The sequence below is a fragment of the Falsiroseomonas sp. genome (assembly GCF_051859025.1).
GTDB lineage: Bacteria > Pseudomonadota > Alphaproteobacteria > Acetobacterales > Acetobacteraceae > Falsiroseomonas.
Genome location: NZ_JBHYGL010000034.1, coordinates 192,190 through 210,541 on the forward strand (window position 1 = coordinate 192,190; position 18,352 = coordinate 210,541).

17 protein-coding genes, 1 tRNA gene, 1 pseudogene and 2 riboswitches are annotated in these 18,352 nt (G+C 70.1%); of the genes and pseudogenes, 7 read left to right on the plus strand and 12 right to left on the minus strand.

The genetic code is table 11. From position 1 onward, the window contains the following. Positions 1–96 precede the first annotated feature (96 nt). Positions 97–1,074 (minus strand): Bug family tripartite tricarboxylate transporter substrate binding protein, encoded by a 978-nt coding sequence (locus ACTIE5_RS21970; protein WP_439551862.1) that lies wholly within the window; start codon positions 1,072–1,074, stop codon positions 97–99. A gap of 116 nt (positions 1,075–1,190) precedes the next feature. Here ACTIE5_RS21970 and ACTIE5_RS21975 point away from each other — a divergent pair, with 116 nt between their 5' ends. Beyond that, on the plus strand, positions 1,191–2,255 hold the full coding sequence (locus ACTIE5_RS21975) for a nitrile hydratase subunit alpha (protein ID WP_439551863.1): 1,065 nt from the start codon (positions 1,191–1,193) through the stop codon (positions 2,253–2,255). 163 nt (positions 2,256–2,418) lie between these two features. Here the strand turns inward: ACTIE5_RS21975 and ACTIE5_RS21980 are convergent, their stop codons facing one another. The 9 genes from ACTIE5_RS21980 to ACTIE5_RS22020 all read right to left on the minus strand — a co-directional run bounded on the left by ACTIE5_RS21980 (position 2,419) and on the right by ACTIE5_RS22020 (position 9,352). Further along, positions 2,419–2,880: a BLUF domain-containing protein gene (locus ACTIE5_RS21980; protein ID WP_439551864.1), complete on the minus strand. Its 462-nt coding sequence runs from the start codon at positions 2,878–2,880 to the stop codon at positions 2,419–2,421. A gap of 31 nt (positions 2,881–2,911) precedes the next feature. Beyond that, the gene (locus ACTIE5_RS21985) at positions 2,912–3,613 is read right to left on the minus strand and encodes an isochorismatase family protein (protein WP_439551865.1); all 702 of its coding nucleotides are present in this window, start codon (positions 3,611–3,613) and stop codon (positions 2,912–2,914) included. A 71-nt stretch (positions 3,614–3,684) separates the two neighbouring features. Beyond that, positions 3,685–4,461 (minus strand): ABC transporter permease, encoded by a 777-nt coding sequence (locus ACTIE5_RS21990; protein ID WP_092955832.1) that lies wholly within the window; start codon positions 4,459–4,461, stop codon positions 3,685–3,687. After that, positions 4,458–5,312, minus strand: coding sequence for an ABC transporter permease (locus ACTIE5_RS21995; protein ID WP_439551866.1), 855 nt, complete (start codon positions 5,310–5,312; stop codon positions 4,458–4,460). The genes ACTIE5_RS21990 and ACTIE5_RS21995 overlap by 4 nt, the downstream gene beginning before the upstream one ends. Beyond that, positions 5,309–6,376, minus strand: coding sequence for an ABC transporter ATP-binding protein (locus ACTIE5_RS22000; RefSeq protein WP_439551867.1), 1,068 nt, complete (start codon positions 6,374–6,376; stop codon positions 5,309–5,311). The genes ACTIE5_RS21995 and ACTIE5_RS22000 overlap by 4 nt, the downstream gene beginning before the upstream one ends. A gap of 28 nt (positions 6,377–6,404) precedes the next feature. Beyond that, positions 6,405–7,436: an extracellular solute-binding protein gene (locus ACTIE5_RS22005; RefSeq protein ID WP_439551868.1), complete on the minus strand. Its 1,032-nt coding sequence runs from the start codon at positions 7,434–7,436 to the stop codon at positions 6,405–6,407. 49 nt (positions 7,437–7,485) lie between these two features. Beyond that, positions 7,486–8,475, minus strand: coding sequence for an isopenicillin N synthase family dioxygenase (locus ACTIE5_RS22010; protein WP_439551869.1), 990 nt, complete (start codon positions 8,473–8,475; stop codon positions 7,486–7,488). A 197-nt stretch (positions 8,476–8,672) separates the two neighbouring features. Then, a complete protein-coding gene (locus tag ACTIE5_RS22015; protein ID WP_439551870.1) occupies positions 8,673–9,077 on the minus strand; it encodes a host attachment family protein in 405 nt (134 codons plus the stop codon). 200 nt (positions 9,078–9,277) lie between these two features. Next, positions 9,278–9,352 (minus strand) — tRNA-Gly (locus tag ACTIE5_RS22020). A gap of 292 nt (positions 9,353–9,644) precedes the next feature. On the opposite strand from ACTIE5_RS22020, the pseudogene metZ reads away from it, so the two are divergent. The 6 genes and pseudogenes from metZ to gcvP all read left to right on the plus strand — a co-directional run. Beyond that, positions 9,645–10,826 (plus strand): annotated as a pseudogene (metZ, locus tag ACTIE5_RS22025) (O-succinylhomoserine sulfhydrylase); the annotation flags it as partial. A gap of 211 nt (positions 10,827–11,037) precedes the next feature. Further along, positions 11,038–11,646 carry a LysE family translocator gene (locus tag ACTIE5_RS22030; RefSeq protein ID WP_439551871.1) on the plus strand — a complete coding sequence of 203 codons (609 nt, stop codon included), beginning with the start codon at positions 11,038–11,040 and terminating at the stop codon, positions 11,644–11,646. A gap of 71 nt (positions 11,647–11,717) precedes the next feature. Further along, positions 11,718–12,125, plus strand: coding sequence for a Co2+/Mg2+ efflux protein ApaG (gene apaG, locus ACTIE5_RS22035; protein WP_439551872.1), 408 nt, complete (start codon positions 11,718–11,720; stop codon positions 12,123–12,125). A 58-nt stretch (positions 12,126–12,183) separates the two neighbouring features. Further along, positions 12,184–12,306: riboswitch (glycine riboswitch) on the plus strand. Continuing rightward, a riboswitch (glycine riboswitch) is annotated at positions 12,307–12,414 on the plus strand. 49 nt (positions 12,415–12,463) lie between these two features. Then, the gene (gcvT, locus tag ACTIE5_RS22040) at positions 12,464–13,591 is read left to right on the plus strand and encodes a glycine cleavage system aminomethyltransferase GcvT (RefSeq protein WP_439551873.1); all 1,128 of its coding nucleotides are present in this window, start codon (positions 12,464–12,466) and stop codon (positions 13,589–13,591) included. Between the two features lie 12 nt (positions 13,592–13,603). Beyond that, positions 13,604–13,981, plus strand: coding sequence for a glycine cleavage system protein GcvH (gcvH, locus tag ACTIE5_RS22045; RefSeq protein ID WP_439551874.1), 378 nt, complete (start codon positions 13,604–13,606; stop codon positions 13,979–13,981). Next, complete coding sequence (gene gcvP / locus ACTIE5_RS22050; RefSeq protein WP_439551875.1) at positions 13,978–16,884, plus strand: aminomethyl-transferring glycine dehydrogenase; 2,907 nt, start codon at positions 13,978–13,980, stop codon at positions 16,882–16,884. Before gcvH ends, gcvP begins: the two co-directional genes overlap by 4 nt. 211 nt (positions 16,885–17,095) lie before the next feature. On the opposite strand, the gene ACTIE5_RS22055 is transcribed toward gcvP, so the two are convergent. Together ACTIE5_RS22055 and ACTIE5_RS22060 are read right to left on the minus strand one after the other, a co-directional pair. Next, entirely contained in the window at positions 17,096–17,740 is a 645-nt protein-coding gene (locus ACTIE5_RS22055; protein ID WP_439551876.1) for an NrsF family protein, read from the minus strand. Then, positions 17,740–18,351: an RNA polymerase sigma factor gene (locus tag ACTIE5_RS22060; protein ID WP_439551877.1), complete on the minus strand. Its 612-nt coding sequence runs from the start codon at positions 18,349–18,351 to the stop codon at positions 17,740–17,742. Before ACTIE5_RS22060 ends, ACTIE5_RS22055 begins: the two co-directional genes overlap by 1 nt. Between the last annotated feature and the right edge of the window lies 1 nt (position 18,352).

Genomic DNA, 18,352 nt, shown 5'->3' on the forward strand with positions numbered 1-18,352 from the left:
CGAAGGCGACCGAGGCCGCGAACGCGGCCCGCGGCCAATGCCGCGAAGCCAAGCCGGCGCAGCCGGTGCCCGGCGCCTGAGGGCAGGGCAAAGCCTTCAATCGGCCCGGATGTTCCCCTGGCGCACCACGTCCCGCCAGCGGATGCGCTCCGCGCTCACCAGCGCGGCATAGTCGGCCGGCGGGCCGCCACGGGCCTGCGTGCCGCGTTCCGCCAGCTGCCGCACGAAACCAGGATCGGCCAGCGCCGCGCGGGCGGCATCGGCCATGCGGTCCACCACCGCATCGGGCGCACTGCGATGGGCGTGCAGGCCGAACCAGGCTTCCGATTCGAAGCCCGCCAGGCCAAATTCCTCCCCCAGTTCGGACAGCGCCGGCACATCGGGCAGGTCCGGCAGCCGCGCCCGCGATGTCACCCCCAGCGCCACCACCGTGCCGGCCCTGATCTGCGGGAGGGCCGTCGGGAGGTTGTCGATGAAGGTATCGACCTCGCCGCCCATCACCGCCGCCATGCCGGGGCCGGCGCCGCGATAGGGCACGTGCTGCATCGGCGCGCGCGCCAGCTGCGCGATCAACTCCCCGGTCAGATGGGTGGAGGTGCCATTCCCGGCGGAGGCGAAGGTGCGGATCATCGGCCGCGCACGCGCATCGCGCAGCAGCGCGCGCGCATCGCCGCCCGGCACGTTGCGCGCATTCGCCACCCAGACATTCGGCACCGTCACCACCAACGTCACCGCGCGGAAATCACGCTCGGGGTCATAGGGCAGGTTGGGGAACAGCGCGGGGCCGATGGCGTGGGACGCGATCTGCGACAGGAACAGCGCATGGTCATCCGCTTCGCGTGCGAATCGCCCGGCGGCCGTGGTGCTGCCCGCGCCCGGCTGGTTCTCCACCACCACGGCGCGGCCGATCCGGTCCCGCATCGCGCCCGCCAGCATGCGCGCGACCACATCCGTGGTGCCGCCCGGCGGAAAGGGCACGATCAGACGAAGGTCGCGCTGCGGCCAGGCCTGGGCACGGGCGATGCCCGGCACGGCCAGCAGGGCGGGGGCGGCAAGCAGCACGCGGCGAAGCATTGGTTCGTTCTCCCGTTGTCGTTGCCCGGATGCTCGTCTGTGTCGCGGCGCCTGTCGAGGCTTCCGGCGACACGCCCGCGCCGATAGCCTGCCGCCAAGCACCGAGGAACGCCGCCATGCACGACCTGCCCCCGACCCACCCGCCCCACGACGCCGGCGGCCGCCATGATGGCCCCGTGCAGCGGGAGGAGCATGAGGCCGCGCATTGGGAGCGCGAGGCGGATGCCATCCGCATGCTGCTGGCCGATGGCAAGCGGCGGCTCTTCACCACCGATGAAAGCCGGCGCGTGCAGGAGCAGCTTGATGACGCGACCTATTGGGCGATGCCCTATTACGAACGCTGGATTCTCGCCTTCTCAACCCTGCTGCTGGAGAAAGGCACGCTGACGATCGCGGAGCTGGAGGCGGAGGAGGCGCGCCTGCGGGCGGAGGGCCTGGACCGCGTCGCGGAGGAGGCCGCCGGGCACCACCACGACCACGACCACGACCACGACCACGACCACGACCACCACCACGACCACGACCACGACCACCATGAGCACGACCATGACCATGACCACGACCATGACGACGATCATCCCTACCAGGAGGATCACGATGCGGAGGAGACGGTGCTCTCCCCGCTCCGCCTCCGCGGCATGGCCGTGCGCAACCTCATCGTCGCGAAGGGCGTGCTGACACCTGGGGAGATCCGCGCGGAGATCGAGCGCATGGATGCCCGCAGCCCGCATAACGGCGCCGCGGTGGTGGCGCGCGCCTGGGTGGATGCGGATTTCGCCGCGCGGCTGGCGGCGGATGCGCCGGCGGCGGTGAAGGAGTTGGGGCTGGATGCGGCGGGGACGAAGCTGGCCGCGCTGTTCAACACGGCAGATCGCCATCACCTCGTCGTCTGCACGCTGTGCTCCTGCTACCCCCGCACGATCATCGGCCGCCCGCCCGCCTGGTACAAAAGCCGCGCCTACCGCGCCCGCGCGGTGCGGGACCCCCGCGGCATCCTCCGCGAATTCGGCACGGAATTGCCGCCGGGCACGGAGTTGCGCGTCCATGACAGCAATGCGGAGCTTCGCTACCTCGTCATCCCCGCCCGTCCCACGGGCACGGAGGGGTGGGAGGAGGCGCGGCTCGCCACGCTCGTCACCAGGGATTCGATGATCGGCGTCACCACCGCGCGCGCGCCCTGATACCAACGGGACGACGGAATAACCTGCGGCCGGCGAAGCCGACCGAGGCCGCGAATGCGGCCCGCCGCTTATGCGGCGAGCCAAGCGGCCGGAGGCCGCGCCCGGCGCATGAGGGAAGGAAAAGCATGCCAACGAGTCGCTGCAAGCGGCCGTTGGTATGAGATCAGGCGATCGGGCGCAGGCCTGCCTCCATCGCGGTGGCGATCACCTGCGCCTGGTGCGCCACGCTGCCGCGGCCCAGGCGTTCCATCAACCGGTGCTCCACCGCGGCACCGGCCAGGATGCCGGGCGCCAATTCGCCGGAGAACGCCATGCTCCGTCCCGCGAAGCGGCGGGATGCGATGGGGACGAATTCCAGCAGCCGCACATCCCTGTGCCGCGGGTCCAGCAGGATGCGGTCGAAGGTGTCCAGCACCGCGGGGCCCGGACCTTCCAGCACCTGCGCGAAGCATCCGTCACCAAGGCAGAGCGCCCCGGTGAGGGAAACACTCCCGTTGCGGGCGCCGGCATGGTCCGCGATCTCCCGCGCCACGCGATGCAGGCTGCCGCTGTCACGTTCCATCGCGCGGCTGACATAGGACAGCGCGAACAGCCCGCCGCGGCCGCCGACCCCGTGGGGCGTCATCAGCGGCGCGGCCCGGCACCACCCGCTGCCATCACTCCGCCGCGCGGGGCAGCGCGAAGCGCGCCGTCAACTCCCGCTCCACATAGTCCAGGCTCTCCACATCCGCGAACTTCATGTCGAGGTCGAAGAGGTTGGCTCGATGCGCGCTGGCGCTGCGGTCCCCGCAGGCATCCTCCACCAGCACCGTGCGGAAATTGTGGGAGAAGGCGTCCATCGCCCCCGCCCGCACGCAGCCGGAGGTGCTGATGCCGCAGATGATCACGGTATCGACCTCGTCGTAGCGCAAGAACGCCTCCAGCGGCGTCGCGAAGAAGCAGGATGGCTTGTTCTTCATCACAACCCGGTCCTGCTCCCGCGGTGCATAGGCCTCCGGCCATTCATCGGCGCGGGGGTCGCGGCTGTACTGGTAGTCCCCGGCGGTGCCGAGCTTGAGGTTCCAGATGCCGCGATAGCTGGGATGGGTGCGGTCATCGCGCCGGGAGTAGTAGATCGGCAGGTCGAGCTTGCGGAACAGCGCCGTCAGCCGCGTCAGGGACGCCAGCAGTTCCGGCATCTCCCGCCCGCATTGCGAATAGGCGGGATCGACGAACATGTAGGTAGTGTCGATGTTCAGCAGCGCGGGCCGGCGGCCGATGCCGATCCGGCGCGCGAAGCCGCCCTTGCGATAGGTCTCCAGTTCCTCATCCGGCACGAAGCCCCGCCATTTCGCGAGCTTCTCCAGGTCTTCCGTCATTGTCCGTCCCCCGTGCTTGTTGGGGGCAGCATAACGCAGCGGCGCGGCGCGTGAAGCCGCGGCTTCGGCCGTCAGAAGGCGCGCTTCAGCCCCACCATGCGCTCGATCGCCAGCACCCCGATCACGGCCGCGATCACGGACAGCGTCGCCGCCGCGGCCGCCGTGGGGTCGAAATCGTAGGTCAGGAAGTCGAACAGCGCGAGCGGCAGCGTGTTCCCGCCAACCGGCTTCAGCAGCAGGGAGATGGTGAACATGTCGAAGCTGACGATGAAGGCGAAGAGCCCCCCCGTCAGCATCCCCGGGCGGATCAGCGGCAGCAGCACGCGCCGGAAGGTCCCGAACCCCCCGGCGCCGAGGCTGGCCGAGGCCTCCTCCATCGCCGGGTCCACCTGTTCCAGCGCCGCCACGATGGCGAGGAAGGCGAAGGGGAAGGCGATGACGACATGCGCGATCTGCAGCCCCGTCAGCGTCTTGCCCAGGCCGAGGCCGTTCAGGAAGAACAGCAGCCCGATCGCCGTCAGCAGTTCCGGCAGAAGCAGCGGCAGCGTCATCGCCACGCGGTAGGTGGCGGCCAGGCGGCGCGACAGCGCGCGGTGGCACAAGGCGGCCAGCGTCGCCAGCACCACCGTCACCACCACCGTCGTCACCGCGACCTGGAGCGACAGCAGCAGCGCCTCCCGGAAGGTCTCGCTCGCCAGGAAGCGGGCGAACCATTTCAGTGACAGACCCTGCGGCGGCACGCGCATCAATTCGCCCGCCGTCAGCGACGCCGCCACCACCGCCACCAGCGGCAGCAGCAGGAAGGCGTAGATCACGCCGAGCACGGCGGCGGAAAGCGCCCGCATCATCCGCGCGTCCGTTCCGCCAGCCGGTGCGTGGCCAGGGTGAAGACGGTCACGACCGCCAGCGTGGACGCCGCCATGATGACGGCCAGCGCCGCGCCGAAGGGCCAGGCGAAGGACCCGATCAATTCGCGCACCACCACCGCCGGCATGTAGGCGATGCCCTGCCCGCCCAGCAGCGCCGGCGTCACATAGGCCGCGACGGACAGCACGAAGACCAGCGTGACACCCGCCTGCACGCCGGGGAAGGACAGCGGCAGCGTCACGCGCCGGAACGTCTCCCACCCCCCTGCGCCGAGCGAGGCCGAGGCATCGCGCAACTCCGGCCGGACATTGCGCAGCGCGGTCGCGATGGGCAGCACCATGAAGGGCGTGAAGACATGCACCAGCGCCATCACGACCAGGCCCTGGGTGAACAGCACGCGGAACGGGCGCTCGATCAGCCCCGCCGCCAGCAGCCAGCGATTGAACGGCCCATCCACCGCCACCAAGACCATCCAGCCGAAATTGCGCACCAGCACGCCGATCAGCAGCGGCGACACGATGCAGGCATAGAACACGACATGCCAGCGCCCCTGGAGGCGGGAGAGATGCAGCGCCAGCGGGAAGGACACCACCAGGCAGAGCGCCGTGATCAGCGCCCCCGTCAGCAGGCTGCGGATCAGCGCGCCGGTATAGATCGGGTCGCCCAGCGCGCGGCCGTAATGCATCAGGGTGTGGCCGCTGCCGAAGGGCTGGCCGAAGGCCGGTGCCCGGAAGCTCATCGCCACCATCTCGACATAGGGCAGCACGAAGAACAGCGTCAGCAGCGCCACCGCGGGAAGGCCGAGGAGAAGACGCGGCAGCAGCCGCCTCACTGAGGTATATCCGGCATCAGCCAGGCATGGGCGGTATCCACCCGCAGCCCCACCGTCACCCCCGCCTGCACCGGCGCATGCGGGCTGGCCTGCAGGCGCAGCCGTGTGCCATCGGCCAGCGATACCTCGCAGGCCAGGGCGGCGCCGAGGAAGGCGGTGCCGAGCACCAGCGCGGGGATGACACCCTCCGCCCCCGGATCGATGAGGGAAAGCGCCTCCGGCCGCAGCATCAGCATGGCGGGATCGCCGGGGCGGATGCCGTCCACCCCTGGCACGGGCAGCACGACGCCGCCGAAGGGCACATGGAAGCCGCCATCCGCCGTGCGATCCCGCGGACGGGCGGGGATGATGTTGGCATCCCCCGTGAAGCGGGCGACATAGGCTTCCGACGGGCGCTGGTAGATCTCCCGCGGTGTCGCGAATTGCGCGACGCGGCCCGCCTTCATAACCGCGATACGGTCGGACAGCGCCATCGCCTCCGCCTGGTCATGCGTGACGTAGAACGCCGTGATGCGGGATTGCTGCTGCACGTCGCGGATCAGCCAGCGCACCTCCTCCCGCAACCGCGCATCCAGGTTCGCCAGCGGTTCGTCCAGCAGCAGCAGCCGCGGGCGGATCACCAGCGCGCGGGCCAGCGCCACGCGCTGCTGCTGGCCGCCGGACAGGGCGCGGGGCAGCCTGTCCTCCAGCCCCTGCAGGCGTACCATCGCCAGGGCATCGCCCACGCGGGCGCGCTGTTCGGCCTTCGGCAGCCGGCGCACCGCCAGGCCATAGGCGACGTTCTCGAACACCGTGAGATGCGGGAACAGCGCGTAGTTCTGGAACACCACGCCGAAATCGCGCTTCTGCGGCGGCAGGCCCGTGACGCTGGCGCCATCCACCAGGATGTCCCCGCCATCCGGGTCCATGAACCCCGCCATGCAGCGAAGCGTCGTCGTCTTGCCGCAGCCCGAAGGGCCGAGGAGGGAGACCAGCTCCCCCTCCCTCGCCTGCAGGCTCACGCCATCCAGCGCCAGCGTGGTGCCGTAGCGCTTGGTGAGGCTGACGACATCGATCTGCGTCACGCCAGCGCCCCCCGCGCCGCCGCCGCCGTCAGATCGCCCGTGCCCAGCGCTCATTCATCTGCGTCGCCATCCGCGCGGCCAGGCCCCAGTCGAAGGTCAGCGTGCGGCGCAGCGCGTCCTGCGTGATGGGCAGGGCATCGGCCAGGTCCTGCGGGATGGCGACGGTCGAATTCACCGGCGCCACGAAGAACTCCCGCGCGAGCTGCAGCTGCAATTCGGGCGATAGGATCAGGTCGATATACTTCGCCATCGCGTCCCGGTCAGCGGCATTCGCGCTGGCGGCGATGCTGAAGGTCTGGTCGAACATCATCATCCCGTCTTCCGGCTGGATGATCTCGATCGGCACGCCGCGGCGCTTCAGGGGAATGACCTCCCCATAGTCCAGCGGCGCGATCGCCACCTGGCCCTGCGCCAGCAAGGGCGCGATCTGGCCGGAGAAGGCGACCTGCGGGAAGGGCTTCAGCTCCGCCATCTTGGCGATGCCCGTATCCAGGTCGTCCGGCCCGCGGCCGAACATGGTGCCCGCCTGCATCAGCAGCATGATCGCCGCGGAGTTGGTGATGGAATAGAGGCCGAGCTGCCCGCGGTAGCGCGGGTCCCACAGCTCCCGCCAGCTCTTCGGCGGCACACGCACCATGTCCGTGCGGTAGGCGATCCCGATGGGGGAGATCATGCCGATCACCCCCATCCCCCCCGCCGTGCGCGCCACGGGCAGCACATTCGCCAGGTTCGGGATGCTGGCTGCCGGCAGGGCGGAGAAGAATTCCTCCTGCCGCAGCAGCACGGCGAAGCGTTCATTCGTCATCAGCCCCGGGAAGGGCGGCGCGCCCCGGCCGGCGGCGCGGAAATTCGTCACCCACCCGCTGCCGACCCCGATGTCGAGCCTGACGGGGCGGCCGATGGCCTGGGTCAACCGGGGCACGATGGCGCTGCGCCAGAACTGCTCCCACCGCCCGCCATAGGTGTTGATGACGAAGGGCGCACCGGATTGCGCCTGCGCGGCCTGGCTTGCGGCCAGCGCCGCGATGCCGCCGATTGCGGCGCGTCGGGTCAGGTTCATGGCGGGCGATCCTTGGGCGTCGTGACAGGGCGTGATGGGGCGGGGCATGTCAGGCGGAGGGCGCCTGGCGGTAGGCATAGTTCTTGTTCAGCCGTTCCAGCAGGTAGTCGCCATAGAGCACGGGCGGGAAGCGCGGCGGGTTCGCTTCATCGGTGCAGGTGGCCAGGCATTCCACCCGCGCATCCATGTCCATGTCGAAGAAATAGGGGCAGGAATAGCGATCCCCGCCCGAGAGGTTCTTCACGCGGTGCGGCGTGGACTGCCAGCGGCCATTGGTCCAGCGCGCCAGCATGTCCGCCACATTCACCACATAGGTGCCGCGGATCGGCGTGGCCTTCAGCCAGGCGCCGTCCTTGCGCCGCACCTCCAGCCCGCCCGACATGTCCTGCAGCAGGATGGTCAGGAAGCCGTAGTCGGTATGCGGCGCCGATCCGAATTCGTCATCCGCGCTGTCCGGCGCCTGGGGCGGGTAGTGCAGCAGCCGCAGGAAGGTGGTCGGCTTCTCGAAGAAGGGCAGCAGGAAGTCGGGCGCCAGGCCGAGCGCGATGGCGACGGGCCGCAGCAGCCGGCGGCAGAAATCCTCCATCGCGGCCTGGTAGGCCAGCACCGCGTCGCGGAATGCCGGCAGTTCCGCCGGCCACTGGTTCGGCCCCTGGAGCGGCAGGCCGAAGCGCGGATCATCCGGGGGCACCTCATGCATGAACATGAAGCTCTCGGAGAAATTGGGCTTGGTGACCTTGGCGACCGAGGATGTGGCGATGACGGAGGTCTTGGGCGCCATGTAGCCGCGGTGGAATTCGTTCATGTCGATGGCGCGCTTGGCGGCATCGGGCAGCGCGTGGAAGGCGCGGGACGCCGCGACGATGGCGTCCTGCTGCGCCAGGCTGATCGGCGTATTGGCGAAATAGGCGAAGCCGATGCCGCCGAAGGCCGCGTCCAACTCCTTCGCAATGGCCGCGTCGCCATCCGGCGTGCCAAGCGCCGACAGGTCCACCACGGGAAGCCTGTCCGGAAGCAGGGCAGCCTCTGCCACTGTCATGTGCAACCCCTTCGCTGGCCTTAACCGCAAACGCGGTGCGCAGCATGCATCCCAGGGGATGATGCCTCAAGGCGGACGAAGGGCAGCAAATGCCGTGCCGGGGCACGAAGCCTGACCGGGTGTGAAGGCCGGGCCTGCTGAGACGCGCCCGGCTTCCCCATCATCGCCGGGCCATGACGGTCGGCCGGCGAAGGCGGTCAGGCGTTCGCGACGGCCTTTTCGATATCCTGCAGGCTATGCCCCGTCAGGTCCTTGGCGACCTCCCCCACCAGCTTGGCGGACAGTCCCTTGTGGTAGTGCTTGCGCATCTCCCCCAGCGTCCGCGGTGCGGCGATGATGACCAGGCTGCCGATGTGGCCGGCCATCACCTGCGCGTTCAGCATGGCGGAGACGCCGGCGGCGAAGCCGTCCTCGCTCTGCTGGCTGTCGTCGGGGTTGGCGGCGCTGCTCTGGTGGCGCCCACCGGAACTCCGGTCGCTGCCATCGACGCCAGGCACCGACATGGCGACCAGGCTTGGCGTGCCGTCCTTGCTGGTATTCTGGAACAGATTCAGCTTCTCGCCATCGACAACGGCCACGAAGGCCTCGTTCGGGATCAGCATGGTGGCTCCTGGGGACATGGGCCGGCCGTGGGAGAGGACCGGGGCAATGCACAAGCGGCGTGCCCGACGCGAACGCGGGGCGGGCAGGGCAGTTGCGGCCGATGGGGCACAGGAGGGCGCTGGCACCGCACCGCCGGCGCCCGGAAATCCAGGTGGCCGCCAAGGCGCCTGGTCGGCGCGAACGGGTCGGTGGGAGAAGATGGAGCGGGCGGGGGGAATCGAACCCCCGACATTCAGCTTGGGAAGCTGACGTTCTACCTCTGAACTACGCCCGCGCGCCCTCTCCATACCGCGACCCCCGGCCACCCCGCAAGCCGTGCCGCACCCCCTCACACTGTGCCTTGACCCCACCCGCACCCGCGCTTATCCGTGAAGCCAGCGCCAAGGCGCTCCTCGCGATTTGTCCGGCCTGATTGCGGCGAGGTCCCGGCGACACGGGCGGCGGTTCGACCCGCCGAAAACAAGCGCGCTAAAGGGCCGCCGGGTGGGCCGTGCGCCGCCCGACGTGTCCCGGAAGGGGGCCGGACGCCGCGTTTTGGCAGCCAAAGCTGCCCAGAAGGTGCTCCGATGGCCAAGTCCCTGCCCGACCGTCCGCTCCGCCCCGCCACGCTGCTGGTCCGCGGCGGGCAGATGCGCTCCAACCATGACGAGACGTCGGAGGCGCTCTACCTCACCTCCGGCTTCGTCTACGAAAGCGCCGGCCAGGCGGAGGAAACCTTCCTCGGCACCGTCCAGCACTACCAGTATTCCCGCTTCGGCAACCCGACCACGACCATGCTGGAAGACCGGCTGGCGGCGCTGGAGGGGGCGGAAGCCTGCCGGCTGACGGCCACGGGCATGGCCGCCGTCCATGCCTCCATGCTGTCGCACCTCAAGGCCGGCGACCGCGTCGTCGCCTCCCGCGCCCTGTTCGGGTCCTGCCACTGGATCTGTTCCACGCTGCTGCCGCGCTACGGCATCTCCTGCGATTTCGTGGATTGCGGGGACCTCGACCAGTGGAAGGCCGCGCTGTCCCGGCCCGCGAACCTCGTGCTGCTGGAAACGCCGTCCAACCCGATGCTGGAACTGGTGGACATGGCCGCGGTCTGCGACCTGGCCCATGCCGCCGGCGCCATCGTCGTGGTGGACAACGTCTTCGCCACGCCGCTGCTGCAGAAGCCCATGCAGTTCGGCGCCGATGTCGTCGTCTACTCCTGCACCAAGCACATGGACGGCCAGGGCCGCGTGCTCGGCGGCGCCGTGCTCGGCCGCAAGAAGTGGGTGGATGAGGTGCTGCAGCCCTTCATCCGCAACACCGGCCCCTCCATCAGCCCCTTCAACGCCTGGGTCATCCTGAAGGGGCTGGAGACGCTGCACCTCCGCCTGCCCGCGATGTGCCGCAGCGCCGCCGCCATCGCCGATTTCCTGGCGGAGCGCAGCGAGATCGCCCGGGTTCTCTACCCCTTCCGCGTGGACCATCCGCAGCATGCGCTGGCCAAGGCGCAGATGGCGGCCGGCGGCAGCCTGGTGACCTTCGACGTGAAGGGCGGCAAGGAGGCGGCGTTCAAGTTCCTTGATGCCCTCAAGCTCATCGACGTTTCCAATAATCTCGGCGACGCTAAGTCGCTCGTGACGCATCCCGCGACCACGACGCATATGCGTGTCGGCGCGGAGGAACGCGCGAAGCTCGGCATCACCGACGGCACCATCCGCTTCTCCGTGGGGCTGGAGGATGTGGCCGACCTGATCGCCGATGTGTCGGAGGCGCTGGACATGATCGCCCCCGCCCCCGCGCCGACCCGCCGCGCGCCGATCGTCGATGTGGCGCCCCTGCCGGAGGCAGCGGTCGAGCCCGCTTCCAAGCCGAAGAAGCCCGCCAAGCCCAAGGCGGCGCCCAAGGCGGAACCCGCCGCGGACGCGACGCTGTTCGAACTGACGGCGCCGCTGCCGGAAGCGCCGAAGCGCAAGGGCGGATAGCGGCATGGAGCTTTCCACCTGGCTCGCCTTCTGCGCCGCGGCGGCGGTGATGGTGCTGATCCCCGGCCCCACCATCCTGCTCGTCATCGGCCAGAGCCTGGGTGGAGGGCTCCGCAACGCCTTGCCGCTGGCGGCCGGGGTGGCACTGGGCGACCTGGTCGCCATGGTGCTGTCCTTGGCCGGGCTCGGCGCGCTGCTGGCGGCCTCCGCCACGCTGTTCACCGCGGTGAAGTGGGTGGGCGCGGCCTACCTCGTCTGGCTTGGCGTGACGATGTGGCGCGCCCCGGTAACGGCGGAGGCCTCGCCGCCCCTGCCACCCTCCCGCGCCTTCCGCCAGGCCTTCATCGTCACGGCGCTGAACCCCAAGGGCATCGTCTTCTTCGTGGCCTTCGTCCCGCAATTCATCGATGCCCGGGGCAGCTTCGTGACGCAGGCCGCGATCCTGGTCGCGACCTTCGTCACCATCGCAACCGTCAACGCCCTGTCCTACGCGCTGCTGGCGGGGAAGCTCTCCGGCGCCGTGCGGCGGCCCTCGGTGCGGCGCCTGTTGAACCGGGCGGGCGGGTCCGTGCTGGTGGCGGCGGGCCTGGCGGTGGCGCTGCGGCGCGCCTGAAGGGCGGGGCCTGACCATGGCTGGACAGCGCCCGGCGCGGCGTCCAGGATTCGGGACGGGGGAACAACGCCATGGCTGACGATTACAGCGAGACCACGCGGGATATCCGCGTCTCCGTCCGCAGCTTCTACCTGGCGGACCAATCGGAGCCGGAGCGCAGCCACTTCGTCTGGGCCTATCGCGTCACCATCGAGAATCGCGGCCGGCATACCGTGCAGCTGCTCCGGCGCAGCTGGCGCATCACGGATGCGCAGGGCCGCACCCAGCAGGTGCATGGCGAAGGCGTGGTCGGCGAACAGCCGGTGCTCGAGCCCGGGCAGAATTTCGAATACACCTCCGGCACGCCGCTCTCCACGCCGTCGGGCTTCATGCGCGGCGCCTACCACATGGTGGTGACGGGAACGGGGGAGCCGTTCGACGTGGCGATCCCCCCCTTCAGCCTGGACAGCCCCCACCAGCCCACCAGCCGGGTGCACTGAACAACTCATCCCGCGGTTGCGCGCTTCCCCCCTCTCGGGCATACGCAGCCCATCCCGTCGATACCGCGCGGGAGAGAGCGGGCGAATCGCCCCGGGTCATCTCCCGGACGCGATCATCACCGCCGCCGAAGGCGCAACCGGCCCCCGGAAACGCTCAGGCAGAAGGAACCGCGCGGAGAAGGGACCTCTGGAAAGCCTGCATCCCGAACGGGGTGTGGCACCGACGGAGTAAGGCACCCCCTGAACGGGTCGGGCCGAATCTCTCAGGTCACGGGACAGAGGGGGGCCACGGAACAACCCGCGCCACTTCGGCGAGGGGTAACGCCTGTGGGGGCACCGTGGCCGAAAATACCAGCAGCGAAACGCTGCTTGAGACGCCGTTGGCAGCATTGCACCGGGAATTGGGGGGCCGCATGGTCCCATTCGCCGGATACTCCATGCCCGTGCAGTACCCCCTCGGCATCATGGGGGAGCATCTGCACACCCGCGCCGCCGCCGGGCTGTTCGACGTCTCCCATATGGGCCAGGCCGAACTCGTGGGCGCCAATGGGGTCACCGATGCGGCGGCGGCACTCGAGAAACTGACGCCCGCCGACGTCCATGCGCTGAAGCCCGGTCGCCAGCGCTACGGCGTGCTGATGACCGAAACGGGCGGCATCCTGGATGATTTCATGATCGCCAACCTCGGCGACCGGCTGTTCCTGGTGCTGAACGCGTCGCGCAAGCACCTCGACATCCCCGCGATCGAGGCCGTGCTGCCGACGGGCGTCAGGCTCAACCCCCTGCCCGACCGCGCGCTGATCGCCCTCCAGGGCCCCGCCGCCGTCGCCGCCATCGCGACGCTGGCGCCAGGCATCGCGCAGCTCACCTTCATGGGCATCGGCCAGTTCACCATCGCCGGAATCCCCGCCATCGTCAGCCGCAGCGGCTACACGGGGGAGGATGGGGTCGAGGTCTCCGTCCCCGCGGACCAGGCGGAAGCTTTCGCCCGCGCCCTGCTGGCGCTGCCCGGCGTGCAGGCCGCCGGCCTCGGCGCGCGCGATTCACTGCGGCTGGAAGCCGGCCTCTGCCTCTACGGCAACGACCTCGATGAGACGACGAGCCCGGTGGAGGCCAATCTGGTCTGGTCCATCGGCAAGCGCCGCCGCATGGCCTTCGACTTCCTCGGCGCCGACCGGGTGAGGGAGGAGCTGGACAACGGCCCGAAGCGCCTGCGCGTCGGCATCCTGCCCGAAGGCCGCCAGCCCGCCCGCGGCCACACCCCCGTCCACGCCCGCGGTGGCGATGTGGTGGGGGAGATCACTTCCGGCGGCTTCGGCCCCTCCGTCAACGGCCCCGTCGCCATGGGCTACCTGGCGCGCGGCGCCGCCGCGGACAATGCGCCGCTCGACCTCATGGTGCGCGGCAAGGCCCTGCCCGGCCGCGTCGCCGCCCTGCCCTTCACCCCCCACCGCTACGCCCGCTGAGGAGTTCATCCGATGGCCGATATCCGTTTCACCAAGGACCATGAATGGGTGCGGCTGGAGGGCGATGTCGCCACCATCGGCATCACCGACCACGCGCAGAACGCGCTGGGTGACGTCGTCTTCGTGGACCTGCCCGAGGCCGGCCGCGAAGTGACGGAAGGCGAGGCCTGCGCCGTCGTCGAAAGCGTGAAGGCGGCGTCCGACGTCTATGCCCCCGTCGCCGGCCGCGTCGTCGAATCCAATGCCGGCGTCGCGGAGAATCCCGCGCTGATCAACAGCGACCCGACCGGCGATGGCTGGTTCTTCAAGCTGACCGCCGTGGACGAAGCCGCCATCGCCGCCCTGATGGACGAAGCCGCCTACGCCGCCTTCCTGGAGACGCTGGCATGAGCCACCTCTCCGACCTGACCGCGCTGGAAGACAAGGGCGAATTCGCCCGCCGCCACATCGGCCCGTCCGAGGCCGAGATCGCCGCGATGCTGGAGACGGTGGGCGCGGAGAGCCTTGAAGTGCTCGCCGCCCGCACCGTCCCCGCCGCCATCCGCAGCACCACCGCGCTGCCCCTGCCGCCCCCGGCGACGGAGGCGGAGGTGATCGCGGAACTGCGTGGCCTGGCCGCGAAGAACCGCGCCGACATCAAGTCGCTCATCGGCATGGGCTACCACGGCACGCTGACGCCGCCGGTGATCCTGCGCAACGTGCTGGAGAATCCGGGCTGGTACACCGCTTACACGCCCTACCAGGCCGAACTCGCCCAGGGCCGCCTGGAAGCGCTGCTGAATTTTCAAACATTGGTCACGGACCTGGCCGGGCTGCCCGTCGCGAACGCGTCCCTGCTCGATGAAGCGACGGCGGCCGCGGAAGCCATGGCGCTCGCCCATGCCGCGACCAAGGGCAAGTCGGACACGCTGATCATCGCCAGCGACGTCCACCCGCAGACCCGCGCGGTGGTGGAAGCGCGCGCGGAGCCGCTCGGCTTCGAGATCATCATCGCGACGCCGTCCGAGATCGTGGCGACAGCGGCGGCGAAGAAGCCGTTTGCGCTGCTGCTGCAATACCCCGGGACCACGGGCGAAGTCCGTGACCTGACGCGGGAGATCGCGGCGGTCCACGGCGCCGGCGGCCTCGCCATCGTCGCCGCCGATCCGCTCTCCCTCGTGCTACTGAAGCCGCCCGGTGAGATGGGCGCCGATGTCGTCATCGGCTCCACCCAGCGCTTCGGCGTGCCGATGGGCTATGGCGGCCCGCACGCCGCCTACATGGCCGTCAAGGACGCCCACAAGCGCCTGATGCCGGGCCGCCTGGTCGGCGTCTCGCTCGATGCCGCCGGCCATCCCGCCATGCGCCTGGCGCTGCAGACGCGCGAACAGCACATCCGGCGGGAGAAGGCGACGAGCAACATCTGCACGGCGCAGGTGCTGCTGGCCGTCATGGCCTCCATGTACGCCGTGTGGCACGGGCCGGAGGGGCTGGCCCGCATCGCGAAGCGCGTCGCGCTGCAGGCGCGCCTGCTGGCGGGTGCCGCGAAGCGCGCGGGCTTCAAGCTGCGCCACCACGATTTCTTCGACACCATCACCATCGAAGCCGGCAGCAAGGCCGATGCGCTGATGGCCGCCGCCCTCAAGCGCGGTTTCAACCTGGCGCGCCACGCGGACCAGGGCATCGGCATCGCGCTGGACGAGACCGTCACGCGCGATGACCTCCTCGCCCTCGTCGCCGCCATCGCCGAAGCCGCCGGCACCGCGGCGCCGAAACTGGATGCGGTGGATGCGGAAGGGGGCATCCCGGGTTCGCTGACCCGCGCCAGCGCATTCCTGACGGCGGAAGTCTTCCGCAGCCACCACGCCGAACACGCGATGCTCCGCTACCTCAAGAAGCTTGAGGACAAGGATGTCGCGCTGAATCGCAGCATGATCCCGCTGGGGTCCTGCACGATGAAGCTGAACGCCACCGCGGAGATGATCCCCGTGACGTTCCCCGGCTTCGGCGCCATCCACCCCTTCGCCCCGGTGGACCAGGCGGTGGGCTACCTGGAGATGATCAAGCGGCTGGAAGGATGGCTCTGCGCCGTCACCGGCTTCGCCGCCGTCTCGCTCCAGCCCAATGCCGGCAGCGCCGGTGAATATGCCGGGCTGCTCGCCATCCGCGCCTATCACCGTGCGCGGGGCGATACGCAGCGCGATGTCTGCCTGATCCCGTCCTCCGCGCATGGCACGAATCCGGCCTCGGCAGTGATGGCAGGGATGAAGGTCGTCGTCGTCGGCTGCGACCGGGACGGCAATGTCGATCTCGACGACCTCCGCGCCAAGGCGGACCAGCACGCGGAACGCCTCTCCGCGCTGATGGTCACCTACCCCTCGACCCATGGCGTGTTCGAGGAAGCGATCCGGGAAATCTGCGCCCTGATCCATGAGAAGGGCGGCCAGGTCTATATGGACGGCGCCAACATGAACGCGCAGGTGGGCCTGACCTCACCGGCCGCGATCGGCGCCGATGTCTGCCACCTCAACCTCCACAAGACCTTCTGCATCCCGCATGGCGGCGGCGGCCCCGGCGTCGGCCCGATCGGCGTCGCGGCGCACCTCGCACCCTACCTGCCCTCGCATCCGCTGCTGGCGGAAGCGGGGCCGCAGGCGACGTCGCACGGGCCGGTCAGCGCCGCGCCCTTCGGCAGCGCCTCCATCCTGCCGATCTCCTACGCCTATATCCGCATGATGGGGCCGGAAGGCCTCAAGCGCGCGACGGAAGTCGCCATCCTCAACGCCAACTACATGGCGGTGAAGCTGGCGGAGCACTATCCCGTGCTCTACCGCGGCCGGCAGGGCATGGTGGCGCATGAATGCATCCTGGATTGCCGTGGCTTCCAGCAGAATGGCGGCGCCTCGGTCGAGGATATCGCCAAGCGCCTGCAGGACTACGGCTTCCACGCCCCCACCATGTCCTGGCCCGTCACCGGCACGCTCATGGTCGAACCGACGGAATCCGAGACCAAGGGCGAGCTCGATCGCTTCATCGAAGCCATGGTCTCGATCCGCGCTGAAATCCGCGCCATCGAACAGGGCCGGATGGACGCCCGCGACAACCCGCTGAAGAACGCGCCCCACACCGCCGCCGAAGTCACGGCAGAGGAATGGGCGCACCCCTACAGCCGCCAGCAGGCCGCCTTCCCCCTGCCCTACGTCGCCCGGCAAAAATACTGGCCGCCGGTCAAGCGCGTGGACAATGTCCACGGCGACCGCAACCTGGTCTGCACCTGCGCGCCGCTCGAGGCCTACGCGCAGGCGGCGGAGTAGCTCTGATTGCTCGCAGGGGGGCGCTGCCCCCCTGCACCCCCCGCCAGGAGGCAGCGGCCTCCTGGACCACGGGCATAACGGCGAAGGGGGAGGGGGCACTTCGGCCCCCTCCCCCTTCGCCGTTTTATCTCAAGGGTTCCAAGGGCCCGCTGGCCCTTGGTGGGTGGGGTGCGGGGAGGGCAACGCCCTCCCTGCGGCAACCAGCGACGCCCTACGAAGGCCCCATTACGCGCATCGCGCGGGCGCCCCAGCGCTTCGCCAGGAAGGTCACCAGCGCCACCGATCCGCCGTGCCAGATCAGCACCATCGCGGCCGCGTCCAGGTGGTGCACCAGGGACAGCCCGACGGAGGCGATGGCGGCGGCGGCGAGGCCCGCCAGAGCGGCGACGGGCCCGGGCCGCAGCGGGGCGGCGTGGCGCGTCATCCACAGCATGCCGAGCGTCAGCGGGATGCCGAAGCCGATGATGAAGCGCATGCAGCCGAAGCTGGTGGACAGTGCCGGGAAGCCCTGGTCCACGAATTCCTGGATGCAGCCCCAGCCGAGGCCGGAGACCCAGAAGGCCGCGAAGGGCAGCGGCAGCAGCGCCCAGCGGTCGCTGCGGTCCGGCAGCGCCAGGTGGAAGGCGGCGATGGCGGCCGCTGTGCCGGTCAGCAGCGCCGCCGCCAGATTCACCTGTTCATGCATCAGCATCAGGCGCTGTTCAATGTCGTGCCGGAAGCCGGAGACGGCGACGCCGAGGGCCACCACGGCCGTCGCCATCGCCAGCCAGCCCAGTGCGGCCAGCAGCGGCGGGGGCACGCGGCGCACCGGCGTCAGCCCGGCGGACAGCCGGCTGATCAGGTCATCGGTCCGCATCACTCATCCCCCTTCACGCCGAAGCGCTTGCGCAGCGACTGCATCGCGCGGTGGGTCGCGACCTTCAAGGCACCGATACTGAGGCCCGACCGGGCGGAGGCCTCGGCCAGCGACAGGTCTTCCAGCTTCGCCAGGCGCAGCGCCGTGCGTTGGCTTTCCGGCAGCGCAGACACCGCGTCGCGCAGGTTGCGCGCGGCGATCCGTTCCTCCGCCACCGGCGCGACGGAAGCCGCCCCTTCGGGCAGGTCGTCAATATTGGATTCGCGCCCCGCGCCCCGGCCGCGGCGCCGCAGCCGGTCCACGGCCCGGCGGGTCGCGATGGTGCTCAGCCAGGGGCCGAAGGGGCGTTCGGGGTCGTAGGTGTGACGCAGCGCGTGGATGGTCATCAGCGCATCCTGCACGGCGTCCTCGGCCTCCGCCGCATCGCGGATGCGGGCACGGCATAGGCTGCGGAGCCGCGGCGTGATCTCCCGGAGCAGCGTGTCATAGGCGCGCCCATCGCCGACCTGCGCGGCGGCCAGCAGGCTACCCCAGCGGGCTTCCTGGGTCGCGCGGGTGGGGGCGGCGTCGCTCATGGGGGTGTAGCCGGCCTCGAGGCTGGCGGCGGCCATG